Source organism: Rhizobium sp. 22-785-1 (assembly GCF_053521965.1).
On record NZ_JBNWDI010000002.1, the window covers coordinates 318347 to 343962 of the forward strand.

At 57.2% G+C, this 25616-nt stretch carries 26 protein-coding genes and 1 tRNA gene; 11 read left to right on the forward strand and 16 right to left on the reverse strand.

Annotated elements, in window-relative coordinates:
• The first annotated feature begins 51 nt into the window (after window positions 1-51).
• The gene (locus ACQZ5M_RS06245; RefSeq protein ID WP_296075391.1) at window positions 52-528 is read left to right on the forward strand and encodes a hypothetical protein; all 477 of its coding nucleotides are present in this window, start codon (window positions 52-54) and stop codon (window positions 526-528) included.
• Window positions 529-598: 70 nt separating this feature from the next.
• Here ACQZ5M_RS06245 and phoB read toward each other — a convergent pair whose 3' ends face one another.
• From phoB to phoR, 7 genes are all read right to left on the reverse strand, one after another.
• Window positions 599-1282, reverse strand: a complete 684-nt coding sequence (gene phoB / locus ACQZ5M_RS06250; RefSeq protein WP_027676016.1) for a phosphate regulon transcriptional regulator PhoB — start codon at window positions 1280-1282, stop codon at window positions 599-601.
• 22 nt (window positions 1283-1304) lie between these two features.
• Complete coding sequence (phoU, locus tag ACQZ5M_RS06255; RefSeq protein WP_174062010.1) at window positions 1305-2021, reverse strand: phosphate signaling complex protein PhoU; 717 nt, start codon at window positions 2019-2021, stop codon at window positions 1305-1307.
• Window positions 2022-2111: 90 nt separating this feature from the next.
• A complete protein-coding gene (pstB, locus tag ACQZ5M_RS06260; RefSeq protein WP_296016992.1) occupies window positions 2112-2927 on the reverse strand; it encodes a phosphate ABC transporter ATP-binding protein PstB in 816 nt (271 codons plus the stop codon).
• A 69-nt stretch (window positions 2928-2996) separates the two neighbouring features.
• A complete protein-coding gene (gene pstA / locus ACQZ5M_RS06265; protein WP_296075394.1) occupies window positions 2997-4319 on the reverse strand; it encodes a phosphate ABC transporter permease PstA in 1323 nt (440 codons plus the stop codon).
• Window positions 4316-5800, reverse strand: a complete 1485-nt coding sequence (gene pstC / locus ACQZ5M_RS06270; protein WP_296075397.1) for a phosphate ABC transporter permease subunit PstC — start codon at window positions 5798-5800, stop codon at window positions 4316-4318. The genes pstA and pstC overlap by 4 nt, the downstream gene beginning before the upstream one ends.
• A gap of 263 nt (window positions 5801-6063) precedes the next feature.
• Entirely contained in the window at window positions 6064-7098 is a 1035-nt protein-coding gene (locus tag ACQZ5M_RS06275) for a substrate-binding domain-containing protein (RefSeq protein WP_296075401.1), read from the reverse strand.
• 217 nt (window positions 7099-7315) lie between these two features.
• A complete protein-coding gene (gene phoR, locus ACQZ5M_RS06280; RefSeq protein WP_449079272.1) occupies window positions 7316-8542 on the reverse strand; it encodes a phosphate regulon sensor histidine kinase PhoR in 1227 nt (408 codons plus the stop codon).
• A gap of 263 nt (window positions 8543-8805) precedes the next feature.
• Here phoR and ppk2 point away from each other — a divergent pair, with 263 nt between their 5' ends.
• A complete protein-coding gene (gene ppk2 / locus ACQZ5M_RS06285; RefSeq protein WP_296075403.1) occupies window positions 8806-9687 on the forward strand; it encodes a polyphosphate kinase 2 in 882 nt (293 codons plus the stop codon).
• A gap of 396 nt (window positions 9688-10083) precedes the next feature.
• Here the strand turns inward: ppk2 and ACQZ5M_RS06290 are convergent, their stop codons facing one another.
• A complete protein-coding gene (locus tag ACQZ5M_RS06290; RefSeq protein WP_296075407.1) occupies window positions 10084-11298 on the reverse strand; it encodes a hypothetical protein in 1215 nt (404 codons plus the stop codon).
• A 311-nt stretch (window positions 11299-11609) separates the two neighbouring features.
• Between ACQZ5M_RS06290 and ACQZ5M_RS06295 the strand changes: the two genes are divergently transcribed.
• The 4 genes from ACQZ5M_RS06295 (at window position 11610) to ACQZ5M_RS06310 (ending at window position 14084) form a co-directional block, all read left to right on the forward strand.
• Window positions 11610-12569 carry an NAD(P)H-dependent flavin oxidoreductase gene (locus ACQZ5M_RS06295; protein ID WP_296075410.1) on the forward strand — a complete coding sequence of 320 codons (960 nt, stop codon included), beginning with the start codon at window positions 11610-11612 and terminating at the stop codon, window positions 12567-12569.
• Between the two features lie 123 nt (window positions 12570-12692).
• Window positions 12693-12768, forward strand: a tRNA-Thr gene (locus tag ACQZ5M_RS06300).
• 121 nt (window positions 12769-12889) lie between these two features.
• Window positions 12890-13567, forward strand: coding sequence for a hypothetical protein (locus tag ACQZ5M_RS06305; RefSeq protein ID WP_296075412.1), 678 nt, complete (start codon window positions 12890-12892; stop codon window positions 13565-13567).
• A 208-nt stretch (window positions 13568-13775) separates the two neighbouring features.
• Entirely contained in the window at window positions 13776-14084 is a 309-nt protein-coding gene (locus tag ACQZ5M_RS06310) for a hypothetical protein (protein ID WP_296075416.1), read from the forward strand.
• 98 nt (window positions 14085-14182) lie between these two features.
• On the opposite strand, the gene ACQZ5M_RS06315 is transcribed toward ACQZ5M_RS06310, so the two are convergent.
• Complete coding sequence (locus ACQZ5M_RS06315; RefSeq protein WP_296075417.1) at window positions 14183-14350, reverse strand: hypothetical protein; 168 nt, start codon at window positions 14348-14350, stop codon at window positions 14183-14185.
• 272 nt (window positions 14351-14622) lie between these two features.
• Between ACQZ5M_RS06315 and ACQZ5M_RS06320 the strand changes: the two genes are divergently transcribed.
• Entirely contained in the window at window positions 14623-14781 is a 159-nt protein-coding gene (locus ACQZ5M_RS06320) for a YqaE/Pmp3 family membrane protein (RefSeq protein WP_112508387.1), read from the forward strand.
• Between the two features lie 51 nt (window positions 14782-14832).
• Here the strand turns inward: ACQZ5M_RS06320 and ACQZ5M_RS06325 are convergent, their stop codons facing one another.
• The 3 genes from ACQZ5M_RS06325 to ACQZ5M_RS06335 are packed head-to-tail and all read right to left on the reverse strand — an operon-like array spanning window position 14833 to window position 16487.
• On the reverse strand, window positions 14833-15231 hold the full coding sequence (locus tag ACQZ5M_RS06325; RefSeq protein ID WP_296075420.1) for a DUF2177 family protein: 399 nt from the start codon (window positions 15229-15231) through the stop codon (window positions 14833-14835).
• A gap of 27 nt (window positions 15232-15258) precedes the next feature.
• Window positions 15259-15921, reverse strand: coding sequence for a ChrR family anti-sigma-E factor (locus tag ACQZ5M_RS06330; RefSeq protein WP_296075422.1), 663 nt, complete (start codon window positions 15919-15921; stop codon window positions 15259-15261).
• The gene (locus ACQZ5M_RS06335) at window positions 15918-16487 is read right to left on the reverse strand and encodes a sigma-70 family RNA polymerase sigma factor (RefSeq protein ID WP_296016964.1); all 570 of its coding nucleotides are present in this window, start codon (window positions 16485-16487) and stop codon (window positions 15918-15920) included. The genes ACQZ5M_RS06330 and ACQZ5M_RS06335 overlap by 4 nt, the downstream gene beginning before the upstream one ends.
• Before the next feature lie 216 nt (window positions 16488-16703).
• On the opposite strand from ACQZ5M_RS06335, the gene ACQZ5M_RS06340 reads away from it, so the two are divergent.
• The 4 genes from ACQZ5M_RS06340 (at window position 16704) to ACQZ5M_RS06355 (ending at window position 20647) form a co-directional block, all read left to right on the forward strand.
• Window positions 16704-18089 (forward strand): NAD(P)/FAD-dependent oxidoreductase, encoded by a 1386-nt coding sequence (locus ACQZ5M_RS06340; protein WP_296075424.1) that lies wholly within the window; start codon window positions 16704-16706, stop codon window positions 18087-18089.
• Entirely contained in the window at window positions 18086-18895 is an 810-nt protein-coding gene (locus tag ACQZ5M_RS06345; protein WP_296075427.1) for a DUF1365 domain-containing protein, read from the forward strand. The genes ACQZ5M_RS06340 and ACQZ5M_RS06345 overlap by 4 nt, the downstream gene beginning before the upstream one ends.
• Window positions 18896-18898: 3 nt before the next feature.
• A complete protein-coding gene (locus tag ACQZ5M_RS06350; RefSeq protein WP_296075431.1) occupies window positions 18899-20113 on the forward strand; it encodes an SAM-dependent methyltransferase in 1215 nt (404 codons plus the stop codon).
• Between the two features lie 288 nt (window positions 20114-20401).
• Entirely contained in the window at window positions 20402-20647 is a 246-nt protein-coding gene (locus tag ACQZ5M_RS06355; protein WP_449079273.1) for a DUF982 domain-containing protein, read from the forward strand.
• Window positions 20648-20739: 92 nt separating this feature from the next.
• On the opposite strand, the gene ACQZ5M_RS06360 is transcribed toward ACQZ5M_RS06355, so the two are convergent.
• The 4 genes from ACQZ5M_RS06360 to ACQZ5M_RS06375 form a co-directional block, all read right to left on the reverse strand.
• Window positions 20740-21132, reverse strand: coding sequence for a PRC-barrel domain-containing protein (locus ACQZ5M_RS06360; protein ID WP_296016954.1), 393 nt, complete (start codon window positions 21130-21132; stop codon window positions 20740-20742).
• A gap of 189 nt (window positions 21133-21321) precedes the next feature.
• Entirely contained in the window at window positions 21322-23007 is a 1686-nt protein-coding gene (locus ACQZ5M_RS06365) for an ABC transporter permease (RefSeq protein WP_449079274.1), read from the reverse strand.
• A gap of 178 nt (window positions 23008-23185) precedes the next feature.
• A complete protein-coding gene (locus tag ACQZ5M_RS06370) occupies window positions 23186-24211 on the reverse strand; it encodes a Fe(3+) ABC transporter substrate-binding protein (protein WP_296075434.1) in 1026 nt (341 codons plus the stop codon).
• A 145-nt stretch (window positions 24212-24356) separates the two neighbouring features.
• Entirely contained in the window at window positions 24357-25418 is a 1062-nt protein-coding gene (locus tag ACQZ5M_RS06375; protein ID WP_296021473.1) for an ABC transporter ATP-binding protein, read from the reverse strand.
• Between the last annotated feature and the right edge of the window lie 198 nt (window positions 25419-25616).

Genomic DNA, 25616 nt, shown 5'->3' on the forward strand with positions numbered 1-25616 from the left:
TCCAATTGGTCCAGACTTGCCTGCAGCAGCGATCATGCGCAGACTACCACCATGAACGCGATCGACACGCTCTACGACTATATCTCGGTCCTATGGACGAAGGTGGTCAAAACGCCCTTCCCTCCGATCCCGCGCCGCGCACGCGGCGACGGGACGGTATATGTCGAATGGCGACGGGGTCGCTACTGGCTGATCTGCGAAGAGCGTGGCGAGGAGTATTGGCGGCGCGAGGCGAACGACATGGACGATGCCGCGTTCCAACTGATGTCGATCGTCTCGAGCGCGTTGGTGCGCGATCGAGAGCTTGAGTTTCGGCAAAAGCAAGCCGGTCGCTCTGGCGATCCTGAGCGCTACTCGCGCTGGAACTGGATGTATCAGGAAATCGAGCTGATGAACGACATCAAGGAGAGTTATGGCGCTCGAACCAGAGCCCACTATGAGGAGGTGCTGGAACGCAGCCCGCTATCGCAGGACGAAATAGACGCCGCGCGCTATCCCCTTCCTACCTCAAGATCTGACGCCTCGTAGCCATATGCTGGAGGCTGCTGCGTCAGAAAATCGGAGCGCTAGCCATGATAGAAAGCGCTCCCTAAGGCAATCAGGCTTCCATGGAATATCCGGCACCGCGAACGGTACGGATCACATCCTGCATGCTTGAGAAGTTCAGTGCCTTGCGCAGGCGACCGACATGGACGTCTACCGTGCGTTCATCCACGTAGATGTCATGTCCCCAGACGCCATCGAGAAGCTGAGATCTGGAGAAGACGCGTCCCGGCGACGTCATCAGGAACTCCAACAGACGGAACTCGGTCGGCCCAAGGCGGACTTCGCGGCTCTTGCGGTGAACGCGGTGCGTCTCGCGATCGAGTTCAATATCGCCGCATTTCAGCACGGAGGATAGAACCTCGGGCTTGGCGCGGCGCAACATCGCCTTGACGCGTGCCATCAGCTCTGGCGTGGAAAAGGGCTTGACGACGTAATCGTCAGCGCCCGTTGCCAGACCGCGCACCCGTTCGCTTTCCTCGCCGCGTGCCGTCAGCATGATGATCGGCAGACGCTCGGTTTCGGGCCGCATACGCAGGCGACGGCAAAGCTCGATGCCGGAGACGCCCGGCAACATCCAGTCAAGGATGAGAAGATCCGGCGTGCGCTCCTGGAGGCGGATTTCCGCCTCGTCGCCACGCGGAATAGTGTCGACGTCATAGCCTTCGGATTCGAGATTGTAACGCAGGAGGACGCTCAGCGCCTCCTCATCTTCGACAACGGCGATTTTCGGCACCATGGCTCCAGATCCTATCTGCCGCTTACTCGGTCACAGCGCCGAGCGTGTTGGAACTATCGTCCTTCGGACGCTCACCTGCAGGCTGGCTGCCGGTGGTCATGTAGTAGATGGTCTCGGCAATGTTGGTCGCGTGGTCGCCTACACGCTCGATGTTCTTGGCGCAGAACAGAAGATGCGTGCAGGTGGTGATGTTGCGCGGATCTTCCATCATGTAGGTCAGAAGCTCGCGGAAGAGCGAGGTGTACATGGCGTCGATCTCTTCATCGCGCTCGCGGATGGCCTGGGCCTTTTCCGCCGAACGCGTGGAGTAGACGTCCAGCACTTCCTTCAGCTGAACCAGCGCCAGTTCCGAAAGGTGCTCCAGGCCACGCGCCAGTTTACGCGGAACGCCGGTGCCTGCCACTGCAATGACGCGCTTGGCGGTGTTCTTGCCCAGATCGCCGACGCGCTCGAGGTCTGCGGCGATGCGCAGCGAACCGATGATTTCGCGCAGGTCTGCGGCCATCGGCTGACGCTTCGCGATCGTCACGATCGCCTTGTCGCCGATTTCACGCTCGGCGTGATCGAGGATCGTATCGTCGGAGATGACCTTCTGCGCCAAGGCCGCATCGGAATTGACGAGCGCGCGCACGGCGTCGGCGCACATCTGCTCGGCCAGTCCGCCCATTTCGGCGATCCGGCGGCTGAGGAACTTCAGCTCCTCGTCATAGGCTGACATGATGTGGGAATGTGTCGGCATAGTCGTAATCTCCAGTTTCGAAACGCCCTGTCGCAAGCCTTTTGTTGGCTCAAGCGACAGGCGCGGTGGGATGCGCGGGCAACAGCAGGATCAGCCGAAACGACCCATGATATAGTCCTGGGTACGCTGGTCATCCGGGTTGGTGAACATCTTGTCCGTATCGTTCTCCTCGACCAGATGACCGAGGTGGAACATGGCGGTGCGCTGGGACACGCGAGCGGCCTGCTGCATCGAGTGGGTCACGATGACGATGGTGTAGTTGGCGCGAAGCTCGTGGATCAGTTCCTCGACCTTGGCAGTCGCGATCGGGTCGAGCGCCGAGCAGGGCTCATCCATCAGGATGACTTCCGGCGAAACGGCAACAGCACGCGCGATGCACAGGCGCTGCTGCTGACCACCGGAAAGACCGGTACCGGACTCATGCAAGCGGTCCTTGGCTTCGTTCCAGAGACCTGCCTTCTGCAAGCTAGACTCGACGATCTGATCCATATCCGCCTTGTTGCGGGCAAGACCATGGATGCGCGGGCCGTAGGCGATGTTTTCGTAGATCGACTTCGGGAACGGGTTCGGCTTCTGGAACACCATGCCCACACGCGCGCGAAGCTCGACGACGTCGATTGCAGGATCGTAGATGTCTTCACCGTCGAGCGTGATCTGGCCGGTCACGCGGCAACCGTCGATGGTGTCGTTCATGCGGTTCAATGTGCGCAGGAAGGTGGACTTGCCACAACCGGATGGGCCGATGAGTGCCGTTACGGTGTTTTCGCGAACATTGAGGTTCACATCGTAAAGGGCGCGCTTCTCGCCGTAGTAGACGGAGACGTCCTTGCCGATCATCTTATAGGAAACTTCATTCATTTTCTTGTCCAGCGCCTTTTCAACTGCTGCTTCCGACAACATGTTCATTGTTCCGTTCTCCCTTGGTTCTTCGCATTTTCAGACGGAAACCCGGTATCCACTTTTCTCAAAATGCTTTTACCAGCGACGCTCGAAGCGGCGACGCAGGAGGATTGCGCCCACATTCATCACAAGGAGGAACATAAGCAGGATGATGATAGCGCCAGACGTTCTCTCGACAAAGGCGCGTTCGGCTTCGTTTGCCCACATGTAGATCTGAACCGGCAGCGCTGTTGCAGGATCGAGCGGCGTCGTCGGGTAGTTGGCGACGAAGGCCACCATGCCGATGAGAAGCAGTGGAGCTGTTTCGCCAAGGGCGTGTGCGAGACCGATGATGGTACCGGTCAGGATGCCGGGCATGGCGAGAGGCAGCACGTGGTGGAAGATGGTCTGCATCTTCGATGCGCCAAGACCGAGTGCGGCTGCGCGGATAGACGGCGGCACGGCCTTCAAGGCTGCACGCGTCGCGATAATGATCGTGGGCAGCGTCATCAATGTGAGCACCAGACCGCCGACGAGCGAAGCCGAGCGCGGGAAGCCCATGAAGTTGATGAACACCGAAAGACCGAGCAGACCGTAAACGATAGAGGGTACCGCCGCCAGATTGTTGATGTTGACCTCGATAAGGTCCGTCAGGCGGTTCTTCGGCGCAAACTCTTCCAGGTAGATGGAGGCTGCAACGCCAATCGGCAGCGACAGCACCAGAACGATCAGCATCATGTAGAAGGAGCCGATGAGTGCAACGCCGACACCGGATGCCTCAGGGCGGCTGGACGCGCCGTTGAAGAAGATACCGGTGTTGAACTTCTTTTCCAACGCGCCCTTTTCCACCAACTGGTTCATCCAGCCGACCTGCTGGTCGGAGATGCGGCGGTTCTGCTCCTCGCCAGTCATATCGACCTGGCCCTTGAAAGCACTGTCGACATCACCCGATGCCAGAAGAGAAACGGTGCGCGTCGTACCGATCACGTTCGGGTCGGAGGTGACGATATCGCGAAGCTGGGTGCGGACGCTGTCAGAGATAAGCGCGTTGACGGCGCGCAACGCCGTACGGTCTTCCAGCGAAACGCCGAGTACCTTGGCAAGCGAGTTGCGGGCCACAACCGGATAATTCGCCGTCATCAGCTTGGTCGGGTTCTGAGCACGGACATTGTCCGGATCGATGATCTGTTGCGAGAACTCGACCGGGATCGTGATCATCGTCTGCTGAAAGGCGGTGTAGCCCTTGCCGATGACGGACCAGAGAAGCAGGAAGAGAAACAACAGGCCGAAGGAGATCGCAGCGACACCATAGGTGCGGAAGCGGCGCTCTGCGGCATAACGGCGCTTGATGCCGATATCGCGACGGACCTTCTTCGTTGCGGCGGGGACGGAAACGCCCTGAGTAACGACGTCGGTCATTCGTACTGCTCCCGGTATTTGCGCACGATGTAGAGCGCGTAGATATTGAGGCAAAGCGTGATCGCAAACAGCGTGATGCCAAGCGCGAAGGCAACGAGCGTCTGCGGCGAGGTGAACTCAAGGTCGCCCGTCAGCTGGCTGACGATCTTGACGGTTACGGTTGTCATCGGCTCGAAGGGGTTAAGTTGCAGGCGGGCGGCAACACCGGCGGCCAGAACCACGATCATGGTTTCACCGATGGCGCGCGAGGCGGTCATCAGGATCGCGCCGACGATGCCTGGAAGAGCGGCCGGCAGAATGACCTTCTTGACCGTCTCGGAGCGGGTGGCACCAAGGCCCAGCGATCCATCGCGAAGCGAGCGAGGCACGGCGGTGATGATGTCATCCGACAGCGAGGAAACGTAAGGGATCAGCATGATACCCATGACGAAGCCGGCAGTGATGACGCTCTGTGCCTGGATGAAGCTGGCATAGTTGCCGGTTGCCAGACCGTTGATTTGAGCAGAGATGTCACGCAGGAACGGACCGACAGTCGTCAGCGCAAAGAAGCCGTAGACAATCGTCGGGATGCCGGCGAGCACTTCCAGGAGCGGCTTGGCGATAGAGCGCAAACGCGGGCTTGCATACTCGGCCATGTAGATTGCCGAAAACAGACCGACCGGAACCGCGACCAGCATGGCCACGAAGCCGATATAGAGCGTACCGGCAAGCAGCGGAATAAGGCCGAACTGACCGGAGCTATCGGTAGAGCCAGCTGCGGCGAAGCGTGGGTCCCATACCGTGCCGAAGAAGAACTGGTGGGCAGGCACCATCTGAAAGAACTGGATCGCTTCCGTCAGCATCGACATGACGATGCCGATGGTCGTCAGGATCGCGATTGAAGAGGCCACCAGCAACGCGCCGAGAATGACCTGCTCGACCCGATTGCGGGCACGAAAGCGCGGTGCGATGGCGCGAAGGGCATGGAATGCGCCGCCGAGTGCAGCAAGGAGCACGACCAGCGCCATGGCGATACGGCTGGTGGATGTCAGCGTGTTCAGCTTTTCCGCAGCCTCGATCATGTAGGGCTGCGGATCGCCGGCGATGGCGACACCCTTGGACGCCAAGACCGTGCGCGCCGTGGCCGGATCTGCCTTTACTGCGTCGTCCTCAGATGACGAGAGTTGCTTCAAGCCACGCGCGATCGACGTCACCATGCCGTAGGTCAGGCTCTGCTGCGCTTCCGGTTGTGCCTTGATGTCTTCCGGGAAGCTAGCATGGACTGCCGAATTGATGACGAGGGGGCTTACGACCAGCCAAAGCGCCAGGATCAGCGCAGAAGGGATCAGAGCCCAGATCAAAACATAGGAGCCGTGATAACCCGAACGGGAATGCATGTTGGACGAACGTGCGCCCGCCAACACCGCGGCACGGCGCTTGCCCAGCACATAGCTGGAAATGCCGATCAGCGCCAATACGAGCAGAAGGATGGATGTGTTCATGGAGAGTTTCCTCGGCGCACCACGCGGCACGATGCGGCATCATTTCACCAAGAGCGCAGCACCGGCGGCTGATCACCGCACCATGCCGGATCTGTATTCAGTTCACGCATTCCGGGTTGATACATCATATTTATCGGCGGCTTGGTCTTACGATAAATAGGAACTGTCAACCCTTCTGGACTGAGCGACGGCCAGCAAACCGACCTTGCCAACAGAAAGAGTTGGAAAGCGCAACGCTCATGCGCTGCGCTTTCCAAGAACTATTACATGGTCTTGCCGGATTCGAACTGAGCGCGGATTTCCTTGCGCTCGGCTTCAGGGGCAGAAACCAGGCCGTAGTTGGCCAGCGGAGAGTCAGGGCCGATCATCTCGTCAGAGGTGAAGAACTCAACATATTCCTTCAGACCAGGGATGACGCCGAGGTGAGCCTTCTTGACGTAGAAGAACAGCGGACGCGAGACCGGGTACTTGCCGGAAGCAACGGATTCCGTGGAAGGAACAACGCCACCAACGGTCGCAACCTTCAGCTTGTCCTTGTTGTTGTCGTAGAAAGCGAGGCCGAAGACGCCGACGCCGGACTTGTTGGCATCGATACGAGCAAGCGTCTCGGTGTAGTCGCCATCGATGTCGACAGCCTTGCCGTCCTTACGGATGGCTACGCACTTGGCAGCAGCCTGCTTGGCGTCGGAGACCAGACCCTTGATCGCGTCCGTCGCGCCAGCTTCCTTGCATCCATCAGCCATGATCTTCTCTTCGAAGACTTCGCGCGTGCCGTGCTTGGAGCCAGGGATGTAGGCGGCGATCTCTACGTCAGGCAGTTCCTTGTTGATTTCGGACCACTTGGTGTAGGGGTTGGCAACGAGCTTGCCGTCCTTGACGACTTCAGCGGCCAGAGCAAGGTACAGGTCCTTCGGCTCGAACTTGACGTCCTTGTTGGACTTGTCCATGGCGAAGACGATACCATCGTAACCGATCTTCACTTCCTGAACGTCAGCGACGCCAGCGGACTTGCAGGCTGCAAGTTCGTCGGCTTTGATCTTGCGCGAAGCATTGGCAATGTCGATCGTGCCTTCGCCCACGCCGGAGCAGAAAGCCTTGAGACCACCGCCCGTGCCGCCGGACTCAACAACCGGTGCCTTGAAGTTCGGGAAAGCTTCGGCGAAGCTTTCAGCAACGATCTTTGCGTAAGGCAGAACCGTGGAGGAACCAGCAACCTGGATCTGGTCGCGAGCAGAAGCGGCGCCTGCGAAGGCAACGGAGGCCACCAGAGCTGCTGCAGACAATTTAAAGACGTTCATTATGACTCTCCCGTCGTGGGGCCCATGTTCGGGCTTTCGTGAACTGCGCCGGCAAGAGGCTAGACCCTTTAAGTCCGTGTGGGCTGTCCCGGCGGCCTCTTCATAACCAGCCTTGCCACACGCTTTTATGTCACTTCGGTGAAAGATTTATGACATATCAAGTATTTGTTTTTAAACACTATTCTTTACGACTTCTGGAGCAGGCGTCGTTTACATGTCAAAAACGCACAGTGAAGTCCGTGCCGGCGCCAATTTCCGAGCGCACGATAAGGCGGGCCCGGTGACGTGTGAGAATATGTTTGACGATGGCGAGGCCAAGGCCCGTGCCTTTTTTCGAGCGGCTGTCCGCAACGCTGACCCGGTAAAAACGCTCGGTAAGACGCGGAACATGTTCGGCCGGGATGCCAGGGCCCTTATCCACCACGCTCACCTCCACCGGCTTGTTCGCCTCGTAGCGCAAGAAAACGTCCACCACCTTACCGTCCTGACCATATTTGCAGGCATTCTCGACTAGGTTCTGAAAGACCTGAACCAACTCGTCGCGGTCACCGTTCACTTCCACCGCATGGTCGGGCATATGTAGTTCGATTTCAACGTCCAGTTCACCGGCGAGCGGCAGAAGCGAATCCCGGACGTGACCAAGAAGGGGAACGAGATCGACCCTCTGATCCGGCGCGATATTGGCGCGAAGCTCAAGCCTCGAGAGGGACATCAGGTCGTCGACCAGACGGCTCATGCGGGTGGCTTGATCCAGCATGATACCGAGAAAGCGCTCCTGCGCTTTCGGATCGTTGCGAGCCGGCCCCTGCATGGTTTCGATGAAGCCACGCAGCGAGGCAAGCGGCGTTCTCAGCTCGTGGCTCGCATTGGCGACAAAATCGCTGCGCATTCGATCGATGCGTCGCAGATCCGAGATATCGCGGAAGGAAAGGATGTAAAATGGGGCATCTGCCGTCTGCGGCATGTCCGCAGGCGCAATGCGCACGACGAAGACGCGCTCGGAGGGCAGCCTTTCGGAATGCTCCACCTGGTTCGGCTGTCCGGTGGAGATGGTTTCGCGAATGACATCCAGCAGGCCCGGCGAGCGCAACCGACCCGAAATGTGGGAACCGACGGGCAGCAATCCAAAAGCGCGTTCGGCAGCGGCATTCTCGAAGAGCACACCGGCATTCTGATCGAGGATGAATACAGGTGTATCCAGCGCCGCAAGGCCTGCCCGCACGCCGGCAATCAAACCTTGGTCGATCGTCTCCTGGGATCGTAGTTCACCTTCCTCTGTGCGCTGCTTTTCGTCCTTCCTGGTTGCAACGGACGGAGCGACGACAAGGATGGCAAGGACTGCGGCGAACCACAGCGCGACGACGACATAGGGAGAGCGCCATTCGGCAAGCGCCAGCGCCGCCAGCAATGTGACGACGACCAGAGAAAGCCAGTTTCTTCGCATGCCGCGCATCCGTTTAAGCAAAGCATCCTCCCCATCCAACGCCGCCATTGCCATCGATTGTTTTCGCCACTTGTCTCGCTTTCGATCCGATGGTGATAATCGTCTTTCATGACAGAGATTCTTCGGTCTGTCCTTGTACAAGAGGTAGCCGGCAAAATTTATGTGGACAGCAACGCATCGACAAAATCTCTTGCCTCTTGAATTCGTTGGACACGAGTCTGAAGTTGTGAAGACAAAACATGCGTGCGCGAAAGGGAGAGAGCATGAGCGAAACTGTCAAGGACCGGTCCGTGACATTGACGATCGACGGCAAGGAACGGGTTTTCGATATCGACGATCCGATCCTTCCCGACTGGATCCAGTCCAAGAAGTTGACGGCGGGCGACTATCCCTACGAGAAGAAGCTCGACCAGAAAGAGTATGATGCCCAGATCGAGGCGCTCCAGATCGAACTGGTCAAGGTGCAGTTCTGGCAGCAGGCGACCGGACAGCGCATCATGGCACTTTTCGAAGGACGCGACGCTGCCGGTAAAGGCGGCTCCATCGGGGCGGTGCGGGAATATCTCAACCCACGCTATGCACGCGTGGTGGCGCTGACCAAGCCGACCGAGACCGAGCGTGGCCAATGGTACTTCCAGCGCTACATTGCTCATTTCCCGACAGCCGGTGAGTTCGTGCTGTTTGACCGCTCTTGGTACAATCGTGCCGGCGTGGAACCGGTCATGGGCTTCTGCACACCCGAGGAACATAAACGATTTTTAAAAGAGGTCCCTCGGCTGGAAAAGATGCTGGTCCATGAGGGTATCCATCTTTTCAAGTTCTATCTGGATATCGGCCGTGAAACGCAGTTGGACCGCTTCCATGACAGGCGCCATAGCCCACTGAAATCCTGGAAGCTATCGGACATGGACATTGCCGCCCTGGGCAAGTGGGACGACTACACTGCAGCGCGCGACGAAATGCTGGAGAAAACGCATATCGATGATGCGCCGTGGACGGTGATCCGCGCCAATGACAAGCGCAGACTGCGGCTGAACCTCATCCGCCATATCCTGACTTCGCTCGATTATGACGGAAAGGATGAGCAGGCCATCGGCAAGATCGACAACAAGATTTTGGGGAGCGGACCTAAGTTTCTGAAATAGCCCGGCACCCGGCATGTGACCGGGAGTGGATTGATAAACGCGAAGGCGCTGACGGATGAAGAAAGGTTGAGCGGAAAACACTGCTCCGCCTTTTTTTTCACGATGGGTATGACAAACATCTTCTCCCCGAGCATAGCCGACATTATCTGCCTGCATCTGCCTTGACCGATCTGCCGGACTTCGACATGCGGTTTGATCGCGATAGGGTCTACATGTCGATCGTCGATCTGGTCCGCACTTTGACGCGCTTCATCAATTCGATTTTCGACAATTTCGGCACAAGCATAGTATCGCCTCTTAAAAAGCGACGGCTTCATACGCTCATTCCCGCCGGGGTACCCGCAATGGCCGCTCACTTCGCTATCGAGGCGATCCATACACGGGCGTGCCAGCGCTTTACTGACCCGGAAGGATGCGCACCGAATAAAGGTTGATCGGTCGGGCGCTGCCATCGATATCGCTGTTGATGAAAATCTGACCAGGCGAATTGGGTGCCATGGTCCGATCGAAGTTCACATTGATCAGCATGTCCGCACGCTCCTGCGTCGCTGTGAAGCGATGGCGCGAGCAATCGCCGAGCGTGCCGAAATTGCACGATACCGACACCTGGCTCTGGCCATTGCTGCCCGATTGCAGGGTAATGGAAATCGTCGAAGACTTGCCTGCCATTTCCCGCAGCACATCGACTGGAACGGTGATGGCGATATTGCCATCGGCATCGCCCGTCTGTGAGGTGACGCGGACCGCCTTTCCACCGGCAGTCGCGACATCTGCCACCTTGGAGAGCGATCCCGGCTGAAGGCCGGTATTGCCGCGTTCCGCATTATAGACTTCCTGCCAGGCGTCCGAGAAACCGCGCCCTGCCGATAGTGTCGGCTCCTGCGGGCTTGTCTGCCCATCGAAATCTTCAGCCTCCACCGACGGCGGCGGGTTCGGAACGCTGGTATCCCTCTCGGCCGGGCTCAGCAATAGGCCAGAGCTATAGACCCACCAGCCGCCGAAACCAATGAAAGCGAGGAGTGTAAACCAGATGAAAAGGCGGGTGATGATGCCCTTCTTGCGGCGACCCTTTGCCGCACGCTCCGGTTTGAAGGCAAGCGAAGACGCTTCGAAAGATGGACCGGCAGACGAGGTGATGCGATCCGAGGCCTCGTCCGAACGCTCGGCGCGCAACTCACTCATCTCGTCATGTACGGGTGCGGCTGCGTGACGGGGCGCAGCGCGAACAGGTGGCTCTACGGGCTCGGCATAGCCTTCATTTTCATCCTCGTCTCGCCGCGCAGGCGAAACGGAGGGAGCGGCACCATCAGACGCCGGTTGAGTGACTGAAGGGGATGCGACAAGAGGCGGCGCTGAGCGCTGAGCCTCCCTGCGGACGTGATCTTCCACCACGTCCAACAGGCGGTTGCGTTCTTCCGTCTCAATGGTGTGGATGAGTGTTTCAAGCCGCTGGCGCTGCTGCGCGACCACTGTCTCGTCATCTATGCCCTGCTTGCGCAGGCCTGCTTCGAGCGCCTGTCGCGACGATTGATAGATGCGTGCGCGCACCTCGGCATTCGACCGATCCGATTTTTCCAGGGCATTTCTGATTGCCGTTTCCAGTCCGCTCACTCTCGGTCCTTTTTCCTCGCCAATCGCGAAAGATCAACGCCTCGGCCACCGTGTTTACGATTCGGTAACGACTAGAAGGCGCAACCGCAAGCCACCTGCCCTGCAAAGCAGAAATTGGCTTGGGGAAAACGTCACCACTGTGGCGGCCAAGGCATAGGTTTTGAAAAAGCACGCCGTGCCGCGGCAACTGGTTGGGCTTGATGGCTTTCGCCTCGGCGATCACTCTTTTCGCTTTTCAACCGCCTCCCGCTTCGCTAAATCTTACGTGCGCGTAAACGTAAATCAGCAATCGTCGTTCGTTGGGAGGAACCATGCTGCCGTCCATTCTCAAGGACAATCTCCGCCTGCCGGTGATTGCCTCGCCGCTCTTCATTATATCTCATCCGGAGTTGACTCTGGCGCAATGCAAGGCGGGAGTCGTCGGTGCATTTCCCGCCCTGAACGCGCGCCCCGAAAGTCAGTTGGACGAGTGGCTCGCGATGCTGACGGAAGAACTTGCCGCCCACAATGCCGCAAACCCAGACCGCCCGGCGGCACCTTTTGCGGTCAACCAAATCGTGCATCTGTCCAACAAGCGGCTTGAGCATGACCTTAGCCTTTGCATCAAATACAAGGTGCCTATCGTCATCTCATCGCTTGGCGCCGTGCCGGAAGTGAATGCCGCAATTCATTCCTATGGCGGCATCGTGTTGCATGACGTGATCAACAATCGCCACGCCAATTCGGCAATCCGCAAGGGCGCCGATGGTCTGATCGCGGTGGCGACCGGCGCTGGCGGGCACGCAGGCACGCTCTCGCCATTCGCACTGGTGCAAGAAATCCGCGAATGGTTCGATGGTCCGCTGCTTCTGGCAGGCGCAATTGCCAACGGCGGCTCCATTCTGGCAGCCCAGGCCATGGGTGCCGATATGGCCTATATCGGATCCCCCTTTATTGCGACACGCGAAGCGCGTGCGACGGACGCCTACAAGCAAGCGATCGTCGAGGCCCACGCCAACGACATCGTCTATTCCAATTACTTCACCGGCGTCCACGGCAACTATCTGAAGGCCTCAATCATCGCCTCCGGGCTCGACCCCGACAATCTGCCGGTTGCCGACCCTTCCAAGATGGACTTCGCCTCCGCTGCCACGGGCGCGAAAGCCTGGAAGGACATATGGGGTGCAGGACAGGGCGTCGGTGCGGTGAAGGCCGTCGAACCGGTTTCTTCGCTGGTCGACCGTTTCGCAGCTGAGTACGCCGCCGCCAAGCAGCGGGTTTGCGCATCCTGAGCCGAGACGGCCATCCGATTGGGAAATTTTCAACAAGCTGACATTCGGCGCTTGAAATCCTACCTCAATCGCTGTATCAGCCCGCCATACGCCGCGCCGAAGATTTTTTCGGCGCCTGCGAAGGCCGCTTTAGCTCAGTTGGTAGAGCACGTCATTCGTAATGACGGGGTCACGTGTTCGAGTCACGTAAGCGGCACCATTTCTCGGACTAAAACGTTTATACTTCAATCTCATACGGTAATCTGATACGTCTCTACCCACCTTTCTGCCCCCCTTTTGCGTTTCGGTAGGAAGCCCTTCACAAAGCCCTGAAGGGTGGTTTGGTTGTGGTGCTTCGAGTTTTGGAAGTTAATGAGATAGCCGTTGCCTTACTGTTGTTCCTGTTCAGTCGCAGTAATGATTTGAACACAATTGACATCGAAGACGTGGCACGTCGCGCTAAAGGTCTCAAGCTGGGAGAAGTTTCCCCAGTGGAGGTAGAATTCGCTCGTGAAATCCTTCGAAACCGCGACGGCGGCATCTTTGAAGCGATTTGGGTTATTGGCCTTTGCGGAACTCAAGACGACGCCCCTCTTCTGTCTTTGTATTTGAAAGGTGAGGAAAACACGGAGTACGCCGAAGACGCTCTTAAAGCGATTTGTCGGTACCTGGGCCTCATTGACCCTTACCGAGCGCTAGTGCGCGAGTGGATGCAAGATAAGAGCGACGATGTACGACGGATGAGCGCCATCTTTCTCACCGGAGAATATTTTCGCAATTACAAAGACGATGAACTTGGTTGTTATCTTGTCCAGTCATTGTGCGATTATGACGACGACTGCCGCCATGTTCTGCGAGGCGCTCTAGTCGACCTTTTTGATTTAGAGGACCAACTCGACGACCCGCATCCCAACAACCTGGACGAATGGGACAAGGACATGTCTTTAATTGTCTCCGTGGCTGCTGCTGAGTTTGGCCTAGAAAATATTAACATCACTCACCCCGCGATTGTGCACTAGAGTTCAACGCGATGCGCCGCCTTACCAGCAAGGTAATTTGCCCCTTTGGAACCCCTTGAAGCCTGATCCACACCAGATGTTCTTGCATCGCTCGTTTGATAGCTCAGACGATCAACCTGATTTCACGTTTTCGCGATGTGAATTCCTCGCCTCTCGTCCTTCCAATGGACTTCGCCTATCTTAGTCTCTCAATACAAGAGGAGACTGAATGATCGACGAATATGGCCCTCACGCGCAGATGGCGACGCTTGGAGAGCAGATGTCCAATCGTTACCAGATGGACGAAAACCTGGAGCTGGAGCCGTACCTGTCGCACTATATGGACGAGGTCGAGGTGAATATCGCTGCCGATAGCTTCAACCACGTCGGGTTCATGAACAAGATCATTGTGCGGTTGAAGATGGTGCTGGCAGCAACCGAAGAGCCGCGTCGCCAGGAATTCCTGCATGCAATGGTCGTCGCACTCCAGAAGCGCGTCGATCAGGCTTCGCCTGAGGTTGCGCTCGATGGGATCTGAGCGACGGATCCAATAGGCGCGCGGCTCATGCCATCATCTTTGGCTCGACTGACGTTCCAGAACGACGGTCTGCTCGCTCTTCGCGGATAACATCAGCTTCAATTCACTGTTGGCTGAGGAGACGTACGCGGAATCAATGACCCGTCCTGGACCTGCGGAGCGATCTGGATCTTGTCATCGAAGAGGACGATGCTGAGGACGAGACCTACCAGAACGCACAGGAGAGCGACGAAGATAAGTCCGGCTTTGTCTATCGGCTTTTTCATTGATCCTACCATAGGCGCTAATGTGAATATGGTGAGGCGATAAACACCCTTTCTTACCGTTCGATACATTTGGTTATCAAATCGTAAAATAACAATGCTATATCCATTTCATCGCAAAACTATTTTTGGCGAATAGTCGGCAGCAATCGTGGATAGCAGATGAATTTCCAAAAGGGTGAACAGTGTAAGCAGGGTGTCCGGAAGATAAGGTTGAAACTATTCGGCTCCCAACGACGTTAGTGGCCGGACAACATAGACATGGGATTTAGATCGTGGACGTCATTCGCATTCTGCTCGCCATTATCCTGCCGCCCGTCGGCGTTTTTCTGCAGGTCGGCCTCGGCCTTCATTTCTGGCTGAACATTCTGCTGACTTTGTGCGGTTACATCCCCGGGATCATCCATGCAATCTGGGTGATCCTACGCAAATAAGGTCGAGAATCTGACGGCGCGCAACGCGGGCCGTCATTCTTTTCGGCGGCATCAGACGAATATCTGTGTTGCCCAAGCCCCAGCTGCGGCCGCGAGGCCGGTGAGCAATGTTCCCCAAACGATATCCACCGCGCAAAGACGCCATGTCCAGCCCTTGAGAGTGGACAGGTTCGTCATGTCGTAGGTGCCATAGGCCAAAAAACCGAAGATAGCGCCGGACAGTGTCGCTGCGGCGACCGAGCCGCCATTGAAAGACGGTACAACGGCGAAATAGACGATTCCCGCAATATAGAAGAGATAGAAGATGCCCGCCGCGACGAAATTCGGCTTCTCCAACATCAGATCGCCGATTTCGCGCTTATAAAAGGCCACGGCAAGTTTAGACAGCCAAATGAAATCCAAACCGAAGAAGACGATGGCCGTTGCGATATAGGCTACGATCACTTGCATGCGGAGGCCTTTCTTTGCGAATGGGATTTAGATTCCCAGAACCGGCTGAACCAGCCTGACCATCCAACTCTTGAATTTCAGCGGCGCATCGGTAACAGCTAGGCAGATACAGTCTTCGCCCTCACCCGCGATCGGCTGATGGGTCAGTTCCTCGTCTGCTTCTTCTAAATCGCCGCGGTAAAAAACGTCCTGGCCATCGCGGAAGCAACCGGACAGCACCACGGTCAGTTCCCGTCCGCCATGCGTGTGCTCCGGTACCGGCTTGCCAGCAGGTATTCTGAGCAGACGAACCTGCGCCTCACCGTCGCGCGTCGGAATGGGGAAGTGATAGGCGCCAGGCCCAAGCGGCTTCCATTTTAACGTGTCTATATCGCCGCCTGCATAAGAGCGCAGCGGTTCGGGGAGAATAGCAGTTCTAGACGACCGTGACGCTGTAGCTTTGTTAGCGGTCGCGGCCTGCCCGGCGTTTAGCCGGTGTTTCATCGATCGCCACTGGTCGTCGGAAATCTCCCCCGCGGATTCGGCATCACGCAAGAGCGCGCCCGCTGCCATTTCCATGGCGTCAAGTCGCTTGCGGCACTTAGGGCAGAGGGCCAGATGGGTCGCTACCGCGATACTCCAGCTTTCCGCAAGGCTGCCAGAGGCATAATCGAGCAGCAACTCGTCGCTGATGTGATGATTGACGCTCATATGCGCGCCTCCAACGCCGCGCGCAATTTGGCAAAAGCAAGCCTGATGCGGGATTTCACTGTTCCAATCGGCAGGTTCAGTTGCTGGGCAATGACGCTATGGGACATCTCTTCGAAGAAGGATCTCTTCAACAGGTCGCGTTGCTCCTGCGGCAAGTCGGCCAGAGCACGATGCAAGCGTTCGGCATCCTGCCATTGCTCCATCTGCGCATCGGCGGCGGGCGCATCGTCGGCGACGAAGGCCGGGTCGTTCATATCGAACTCCGGGCGACGGTCGCGGCGATGCGCGTCTATCCTCAGGTTTCGGGCTATTCTGAATATCCAGGCGGAGACGTTGCCTCTCGCCGGATCGAAAAGGGCGGCCTTGTTCCAGACCGTCATCATCGTTTCCTGCATCAGTTCCTCAGCGGCCTGCGCATCGCGCACTTGCCGTAGCATGTAGACCCGCACACGCGGTCCGAAATGTCGAAAAACGGCTTCGAAGGCTTCTACGCTCCGTTCGGAGGCAATTGCCTTCAGCAGATCGGGAAGCTCATCCTCTATATTTCTCTGGACTGTTTCACCCATGCGAATAGGTTTTACCTCGCTCCCACGCGTTTTCTGAGCAACAGGCTTCTTCCTATTGTTGCTCATATAGTGGCATGGTGCCGACGCTATGGAAACATTTATCGTCATGTAGGCGACTACGGCGCACTTATTTCGGTGGATCACCTCAGCGTAAGACAGAAGACAAATTTTCAAAGTCGGGAAATCCACTCAGTCCCGTTTTGCGTAACGTTTGACATGAAGAACATAGACCCGGATGTCATGAATATATCCTCACGCGTAAGAGACGGACAGCTACGGCGCAGGGTTGCCGTCGTCGGTTCTGGTATATCGGGTCTCTCGGCGGCATGGCTGCTTGACAAGTCCTGCGACGTAACACTTTACGAAAGTGAAGGTCGGCCCGGTGGCCACGCCAATACGGTCGATGTGAACCGGCAGGGCCAGTCCCCGATTGCCGTCGACACGGGCTTCATCGTCTACAACGAGAAAAACTACCCCAATCTGGTGGCGCTGTTTGCCTATCTCGGCGTTCCGACAGTGGCGTCCGACATGTCGTTTGCTGCATCGCTGGGAGGCGGCAGGCTCGAATATTCGGGCTCAGATCTGGCTGGCCTTATCGGCCAAAAATCCAACCTGCTCAAACCCCGTTTTTGGAAGATGGTGCGGGACATCGCGCGCTTCTACAAGGTTGCGCCAAGTCTTTTGGACGACCCGAATCTGAAGGGGTTGAGCCTTGGCGACTATCTTGATCGGAACAAATACTCAGCCGGTTTCGTCGATGACCATCTCCTGCCAATGGGGGCTGCCATCTGGTCGATGACGGCCAAGGACATGCGCGACTATCCTCTGCAGGCCTTCATTCGGTTTTTCGTCAATCATGGCCTCGTGCAAATCTCCGGTCGCCCTCAATGGCGCACGGTAAAGGGGGGTAGCCGGGAATATGTCTCCCGCCTTCTAGAGGAGTTTCGCGGCACGGTTCGCTTGACAAGCCCGGTCTCGGCCATTCGCCGCACGCCGGAAGGCGTTGAGATCATCGACCGTTCAGGTGAAATTTCCATCTTCGACGACGTTGTGATTGCTACCCATGCAGACGACGCGCTTTCGCTGCTTCCCGATGCGGACGAGGAAGAGCAGATCCTTCTCGGCGCGTTCGACTATACCCGCAATACCGCCGTACTGCATAGCGACGAGCGCCTGATGCCCAAACGCCGGGCCGTCTGGTCAAGCTGGAACTATCTGAGCGAGCCTGGGTCTACCGGCACGGAATCGCTTTGCGTAACCTATTGGATGAACAAGCTGCAACCGATCGACCCCACGATGCAGCTTTTCGTAACACTGAATCCCTCCCGAGCGGTCGAACCGTCGAAGGTTATCCGGACTTTCGACTACACCCACCCGCTCTTCGACACCAAGGCAATGGCGGCGCAAAAAAGTCTTTGGTCGCTACAAGGTCGCCGTAATACCTGGTTCTGCGGCGCGCATTTTGGCAGCGGTTTCCATGAAGACGGCATACAGTCCGGCCTTGCCGTGGCGGAAGCGCTCGGCGGTGTCAAACGGCCCTGGAAGGTCGAAAACGAATCCGGTCGCATCTTCCTCTCTTCGGTCGAGGAACACGTCGGATGACGTTGCGCTCCGCCATATACGCAGGAAATGTCGTGCATGCGCGCCACCGCCCGCGAAAACACAGCCTGCGCTACAGAGTGTTTTCACTGCTTCTGGATCTCGACGAGCTTCCCCTGATCGATTCCACCATGCGGCTCTTTGCTCACAATCGATTTTCGGTCTTCAGCTTTCATGACAAGGATCACGGAATTGGTGAGAGAGGCCGCCTGAAGGCGTGGTGCGGCGAGCGTCTTTTCGAAGCAAATATCGATATTGCGCCAGACGCGTTGCGTGTGGAAATGCTCTGCTATCCGCGCATCTTCGGCTATGTCTTCAACCCTCTCACCGTCTATTTCTGCCATGACAGGGCAGACGGTGATCGGCTGGTCGCCATCCTTTACGAGGTCTGCAATACCTTCCACGAACGTCATACCTACATCATTCCGACACCCGGCGCAGATGCTGAAACAATCCGGCATTCCTGCGACAAGGAAATGTATGTCTCCCCCTTCGTTCCGATGGACTGCACCTACGACTTCCGCATCAATCCGCCGAACGACGACGTCCGTATTGCCATCAATGAACGCGATACCGAGGGCGACTTGCTGTTTGCCACCTTCACTGGAAAACGCCGGCCGCTGACCGATGGCGCGCTCGCCAAATGTTTTTTATCCCATCCGCTTATGACGTTGAAAATCATGGGCGCCATTCATTGGGAAGCCCTTGTCCTATGGATCAAGGGCAATCCGCTCTATCGCCACACGGCAGCAACGAGCCGCATTGCAAGCTCGGTTCCTGCCAAAACGTCGCAATCATGGGAGGCATGAACGATGAGCCACGCTGAGCAGGAAACGCGCCCGTTTCACCCTCACGCAGCCCCACTGTGGCAAAGAATGATCTGCCGTAAACTCAGCGGGCTGACGCACGGACGTCTGACGCTGGTTTTTCCCGGCGGTCATGAATACGTGCTGAAAGGTAAGGAGCCGGGGCCTCATGGCGTCATTTCGCTGAACCGAGGACGGCTTTTCCGCCGCCTTCTGACAGGCGGAAATATGGGCTTTGCACGTGCTTACATGGATGGCGACTGGGACAGCCCGGACATTTCCTCGTTGCTGGAGCTTGCGCTTGCCAACGAGCACAACTGGCTCTCGCTTTCCGAGCCAACGCGGCTCTCAGCAACGATAGACTATCTGCGTCATCGTCTGCGCCGCAACTCAAAGTCGGGGAGCCGCCGCAACATTGCTTTCCACTATGACCTCGGCAATCGTTTCTACCGCACATGGCTTGACGAAACGATGACCTACTCCTCTGCGCTGTTCAACAACCCTGCTCAGACGCTGGCCGAGGCGCAAAATGCTAAATACGATCGCATTGTAGAAGAACTGCAAATCGGTCCCGACGATCACATCTTGGAAATCGGCTGCGGCTGGGGCGGGTTCGCCGAATATGCTATGGCCAAAACCGGCTGCCGCGTTACCGGCCTGACGCTGTCTCAAGAACAGGCGAGCTACGCCCGCAGCCGCCTCGCGAAGGCAGGTTTGTCCGAGCGCAGCGACATTCGCCTGGAAGATTACCGAGACTGCCAGGGCCGCTATTCCAAGATCGTCTCCATCGAGATGTTCGAGGCGGTGGGCGAAGAAAACTGGCCTGTGTATTTCAAGCGTGTTCGAGAGTTGCTAGCCCCGGGGGGCAAGGCGGTGGTCCAGGTCATCACCATCGATGAAGCCTATTTCGAGCAATACCGGCGCAATGCCGATTTCATCCAGACCTACATCTTCCCCGGCGGCATGCTGCCATCCATTACCGCATTCCGGGATGCAGCAGCACATGAGAGCATCGCCGTTACCGATGAATTCCGCTTCGGGCAGGATTACGACCGGACGCTGATGCTCTGGGACCGCGCCTTTATCGGCAACTGGGAGCGGATCGAACCAATGGGGTTCGACGAGCGTTTCCGCCGCATGTGGCAATATTACCTGCACTACTGTGCTGCCGGTTTCAGAAGCGGCCGTATCGACGTCGTCCAGTTCACGCTTCAGCGATAGAGCTTAAGCGTCGCACAACCGAAAATAGGCCTTTGCTGGGAACCTGAAGTTGCCCCTCACGTTATGGTTAGAGTTCAATAGCCGGGTTGCCCCGGCTACCAGTGGAGGCATAAGCATGAATCAGATCATCTACATCGTCGGCCTGGTCGTCATCGTCTTGGCAATCCTGTCCTTTTTCGGCCTCCGGTAAGATCGACAGCACGATTGAAATGTTCCGTGGTTGGGAATAATCTCATTAACGGGAGCGAGGCGATGCATGATCTGCCTTGATTGTTAGGGAGGTGTTCAATGAAGCAGACCGTATGGACGGAGCCTGTCGAGGTAATCTTCGACACGAATAGCCGGAATGTGATTTTCGGCCCCTTCGATGCACTGACATTGCTGACCGAGAATTGGCCGCATACCAGAGGATTGACTTTCGTCCGGGCGCGAAGTGCGTGCCGTGCAGCGCTAGATGGACGAAAGACACCCGAGGAAGCGCGTCGTTGTTTTGAGGACGCTGTGTCCGAAGCCAAGAAGGGAAGGCCGCACTAAGCGGCCTTTTTTTATGCCTTCTGGATACGACGATACAACTTGAGCACCATAAGAAAAAGGCCCCTCGCGGGGCCTAATTCAGTATGGAAGTTTTACATCCAGTATGGCGGCACACCGTAATAGTCGTAGACCTTGCGATCGTCGCGACCATACCAGCTGTCGTCTTCGCGCTCGGCGAAACGCGGCGCGTTTTCGATCTGCTCCTTGGTGAGATCGACGCGGTAGCCATCCAGTTCTTCGTCGTAATGCAGCTTTTCCCATGGAAGTGGATAGTACTCGTCACCAATGCCGAGGAAACCGCCAAAACTCAGAACGGCATATGCAACGCGGCCTCCACGTTTCTCCAGGATGATACGCTCAATGGAACCGATCTTCTTGCCGTCTGCGCCGTAGACGTTCGTACCTTCCACTTTATCGCTGGCGATAAAAGCTGGCGTATCCTTGACGTAAGGGTCCTGTCCGGCGCGGGGTTCGTTGTGTAGCATGATGCATCTCCTCTCTTTGCTGCGTCATGGTGATCTAACCGCACTAACGCACAAATCGTTCCGTCCTTCACGGAAGGATGAAGAAGCGGATGGAGGAGAATACACAGAGCGCATCACGATCTTTCAGGCCACTTCCTACCCTTTAGTCCCCGATATACCGCATTTTGTGAGTTTTGCGTGGACCATGCTTTAGCGCGGTGTTGCTCTCTGCTTACCCACGCGCGCCAGCAGGATGACTGGCAGGATGCCGATAACCACGATGGCCAAGGCGGCAATCGATGCCTCCTCATAGGTCCCTCTTGCCGCCTCGCCGTAAAGCTGGGTGGAAAAGGTTTCGAAGTTCAAGGGGCGCAGAAGCAGCGTTGCCGGCAATTCCTTGACGCAATCGACGAAGACAAGCAGCCCCGCTGCCGCCAGTGCCGCCTTCGACAAAGGCAGATGCACATGGCGGAAGGTCGCGCCCGGTGGGCGACCGAGCGTCCGGGCCGCGTGATCGAAGGTGAGCGGTATACGGCTCAGACCGGCATCGATGCCGCCTGCCGCAATCGTCAAAAACCTGGCGCTATAGGCAAAGATCAAAGCCGCGCCGCTTCCGATCAGAAGAAGGCCGGTGGAAAAGCCGAACCAGTTCCGCATTGTCTGGTCAACAAACCTGTCGAAGCCGCCAAGGGCAATCAGCATGCCAATGGCGATCACAGTCCCGGGTGCGGCGTAGCCGACAGTCGCAAGCCTGAAGCACCAAAGTGACGTTCGGCCTGGGATAATGCGCAGCGCGTAAGCGACCACAAGCCCCAGGAGGAGAGTGACCATGGTTGCGAAACTTGAGAAGACAACGGTGTTTACAGCCTCGGACATGAAGCGCGCCGACAGGCCGCTGAACTGGTAACGCTTCCAGGCCTCAGTGACGAGATAAATCGCTGGGCCAGCAAACCCGATGAGAATCGGAAGGCTGCCAAGAGCGAAAGCGACCCAGCCCCAGGCACCCTTGATGCGAAACGGCTCCAAGACGCGACTTTTCTGAGCGGAGAGAGAATAGCGTTGCCTGCGCCGCGCCCAGCGCTCCAGCGCCACCAGCGCCACCACCAGTACCAGCATTGAGAGCGCGATTTGAGCCGCACCCGGCAGATCGGATTTCGTCACCCATGTCGTGTAGATCGATACCGTCAGGGTGCGGACCCCCAGAAATTCCGACGCCCCTATATCGTTCAGCGCCTCCATCAGCGTCAGGCTGACACCGACAGCAATGGCGGGGCGCGACATGGGCACGGCCACACGCAGGAAGAGCGACCTGCGAGAGGTGCCGAGGAGCCTGGCTGCCTCGAGCAGATTGCCGGCCTGGGTGAGAAACATGGCCCGCACGGGAATATAGACATAGGGATAGAGTACGAAACCGAGGAGAAGGATACAGCCCGGCATGGAGCGGATGTCGGGAAGACGAAATTCGCGCGGGCTGGAGTAGCCGAGCAACCAACGTAGCGCGCCCTGTACCGGCCCGAGCGGGTGCAGAAGATCCAGATAGGCATAGGCCATGATGTAGGTCGGCATGGCAAGCGGCAGGAGGAGAGCCCATTCGAGAATGCCGCGTCCAGGAAAATCATGCGCCGCCACGAGCCAGGCCGATGCCGTGCCGAGTAAACCGGCCAGAATGCCGACGCCAAGAAGCAGGATCAGCGTTTCCGGAAGCGCTGTTGCCAGTACGGTATCGCGAAGATGCACGAAGACACCGCTCGATCCTTGCACCGCCTCCAGCAGCAGAGCAGCAACCGGCAGAAGGGCAAGGCATGCGACGAAGGCCGATGCAATCAGCCACCAGACATTCGCATGGAACCGCGGCCTCGCTTTCATCGGTATGTGGCTGGTTGTCTCAGAAACCATGCGTATGTCCAAGCCTTGTCGTACAGAAACGCTGTAATGCTGGAAACGGTGAAGGCGCCCGCATGAAGCGGGCGCCTGAGCTTTTGCACGTTCCTCTCGCCAATCCCCGGTCAAGCCCGACTATGGCGACGACGAGGTCCAGTGATCGTCGTTAAAGCGGGGACGCAATTCCCAAGGCTTAGTTGTCGAAGCCAACCTTATCGACCAGTTCGCTCGCCTGTTTACGATACGACACGATTTCCGCTAGCGGCTTGTTATCGATTTTCAATGTGCCGAACGATGCGACGACATCGTTCAATGCGGCGCCCGGCTTGACCGGATATTCGAAGTTGGCTTCGGCGTAGATCTTCTGGGCTTCGTCAGAGACAAGGTACTCGAGAAGTTTCACGGCTTCGGTCTTATTCGGAGCATTCTTGGCAACCGCAGCACCGGAGATGTTAACCTGCGTGCCGCCATCCTTGAAGGTTGGCAGAATGACCTTGATTGCCTCACCCCACTTGACCTGCTCCTCACCGCCTTTGCCCGAACGCATCAGGCCGACATAGTAGGAGTTTGCCAGACCGATATCGCAAATGCCGCCGAGAATGTCCTTGGCCACATCCCGATCGCCGCCACCAGCCTTGCGAGCGAGGTTGTCCTTGACGCCCTTCAGCCAAGCTTCGGTCTTCTCAGCGCCGTGATGGGCGATGTAATCTGCAAAAAGGGCGGTGTTGTACGGGTGTTGACCGGAGCGAATGCAGACTTTGCCCTTCCATTTGGAATCAGCCAGATCTTCATAGTTGAAGCTCTTCAGATCAAGATCCTTGGCGGCGTAGAGAACGCGCGCGCGCATGGAGAGTGCGAACCAGTTGCCCTTGGCATCGCGCAGTTCGGCCGGGACGGACTTCGTCAGCACGTCCGATTCGACCGGCTGGGTTACGCCCTTTTCCACGAGATCGACGAGGTTGCCGGCATCGACGGTCATCAGGATATCAGCTGGAGAGCTTGCGCCTTCGCTCAAGACGCGTTCCGCCAGACCGTCCTTCATGAACACGGTATTGACCTTCACGCCGCTTTCCTTGGTGAAGGCATCCAGCAATGGCTGGACCAGCGCCGGCTCGCGCGTGGTGTAGATGTTGATCTCTGCTGCGTTGGCAGCGCCCGCGAAAACCGCTCCGGCTACGCCCGCCAGCAGTGCAATCTTTTTGGTATTGAAATAGGTCACATTAATCCCCTTCAGACTCCAATGATGTCGGAATGGGATTGATCATACATGACAATTAAAATCAAGTTATTTCGAGTGCCAAACTGAGCAAAACAATCACCTCGAGTTGAAAATGGGCGTCATTCGAAGGCGTTTTTCAGATAATTCAACCTTTGGTAAATATCAGTACGCGCCCGGGGTCAATCGAGAGATGCACGTCTTTCACATCGATCGGCGTCCGCTTCATGCTGCGGACCCGAAGATCGGCAGACAGACCTGCAACGCTGACAGACAATTGCTCGATCTCGCCCATGAACATGCGACCGGACACTTCACCACGCAATGATGTGCCTGCGGTTGGGCTACTGACAGGATCAAGCTCAATCTCCGCTGGACGAACATAGACCAAGGCCGCAGCCCCTTCCTCAAGCGTTCCTCCATGGGCAAAATTGCCGATCGGCGTTTCCACGTGGCCGTTCCTGACCTTGCCCTCCACCTTGTTGAAAGCACAGAAGAAATCGGCCGCATAACGGCTGGTGGGACGATCATGCAGATCGTAACCGGTTCCTGACTGCACAATGTGGCCCGACTGCATCAGGACGACCCTGTCTCCGGCCGACAGAGCCTCCTCCGGGTCATGCGTGACCATGATTGCGGTTGTCCGAAGCGCGCGCAGGAGATCGATCGTTTCTTCACGCACGCTGTCGCGCAGGCCGCGATCGAGGTTGGAAAATGGCTCGTCCATCAGCAGAATGTCTGGCTTGGGAGCCAAGGCGCGAGCGAGAGCCACGCGTTGCTGCTCGCCTCCGGACAGGGTGTGCGGATAGCGATCCGCGAGGTGGGAAAGCCGGACGTGCTCAAGCATTTCCGCAGTGCGCGCGCGCGCTTCCTGCCGCGCCCAACCCTTCAGCCCGAAGACGACATTCTGCTCGACAGTCAGATGTGGAAAGAGCGCATAATCCTGAAACACGAAACCGATGCGGCGCTTCTCCGGCTCGACGAAAACGGCAGGACCAGCGATCTCTGTTCCGTTCATCCGCACAGTCCCCGCATCGGGCGTTTCGACCCCGGCGATAATGCGAAGCAGCGTTGACTTCCCGCAACCGGAGCGGCCCACGAGGCAGATGATCTCTCCCTTGGAAACTGAAAGATCGATGCCAGCGAGAACCGCAAGTCCACCAAAGGTCTTGCCGATTCTGTTCAACTGTAGCGCTGCAACCTCTTTCATTCAAAACATCCATCATCGCTGCCGGTTTGTTGATTGTTCAAATCAGGATTAAACTCAAAAAGCAAGTTTTGGGGCACGCAATCCATCCCGCGCAACAGTTGACGTTTACGTTAAAGTTAAATACGCTGATGTGAGTGGATGATCTCGGGAGCGTCATCTACTCTTGCGACGCAAGTCGGCGGACATTCTGGTGGATGA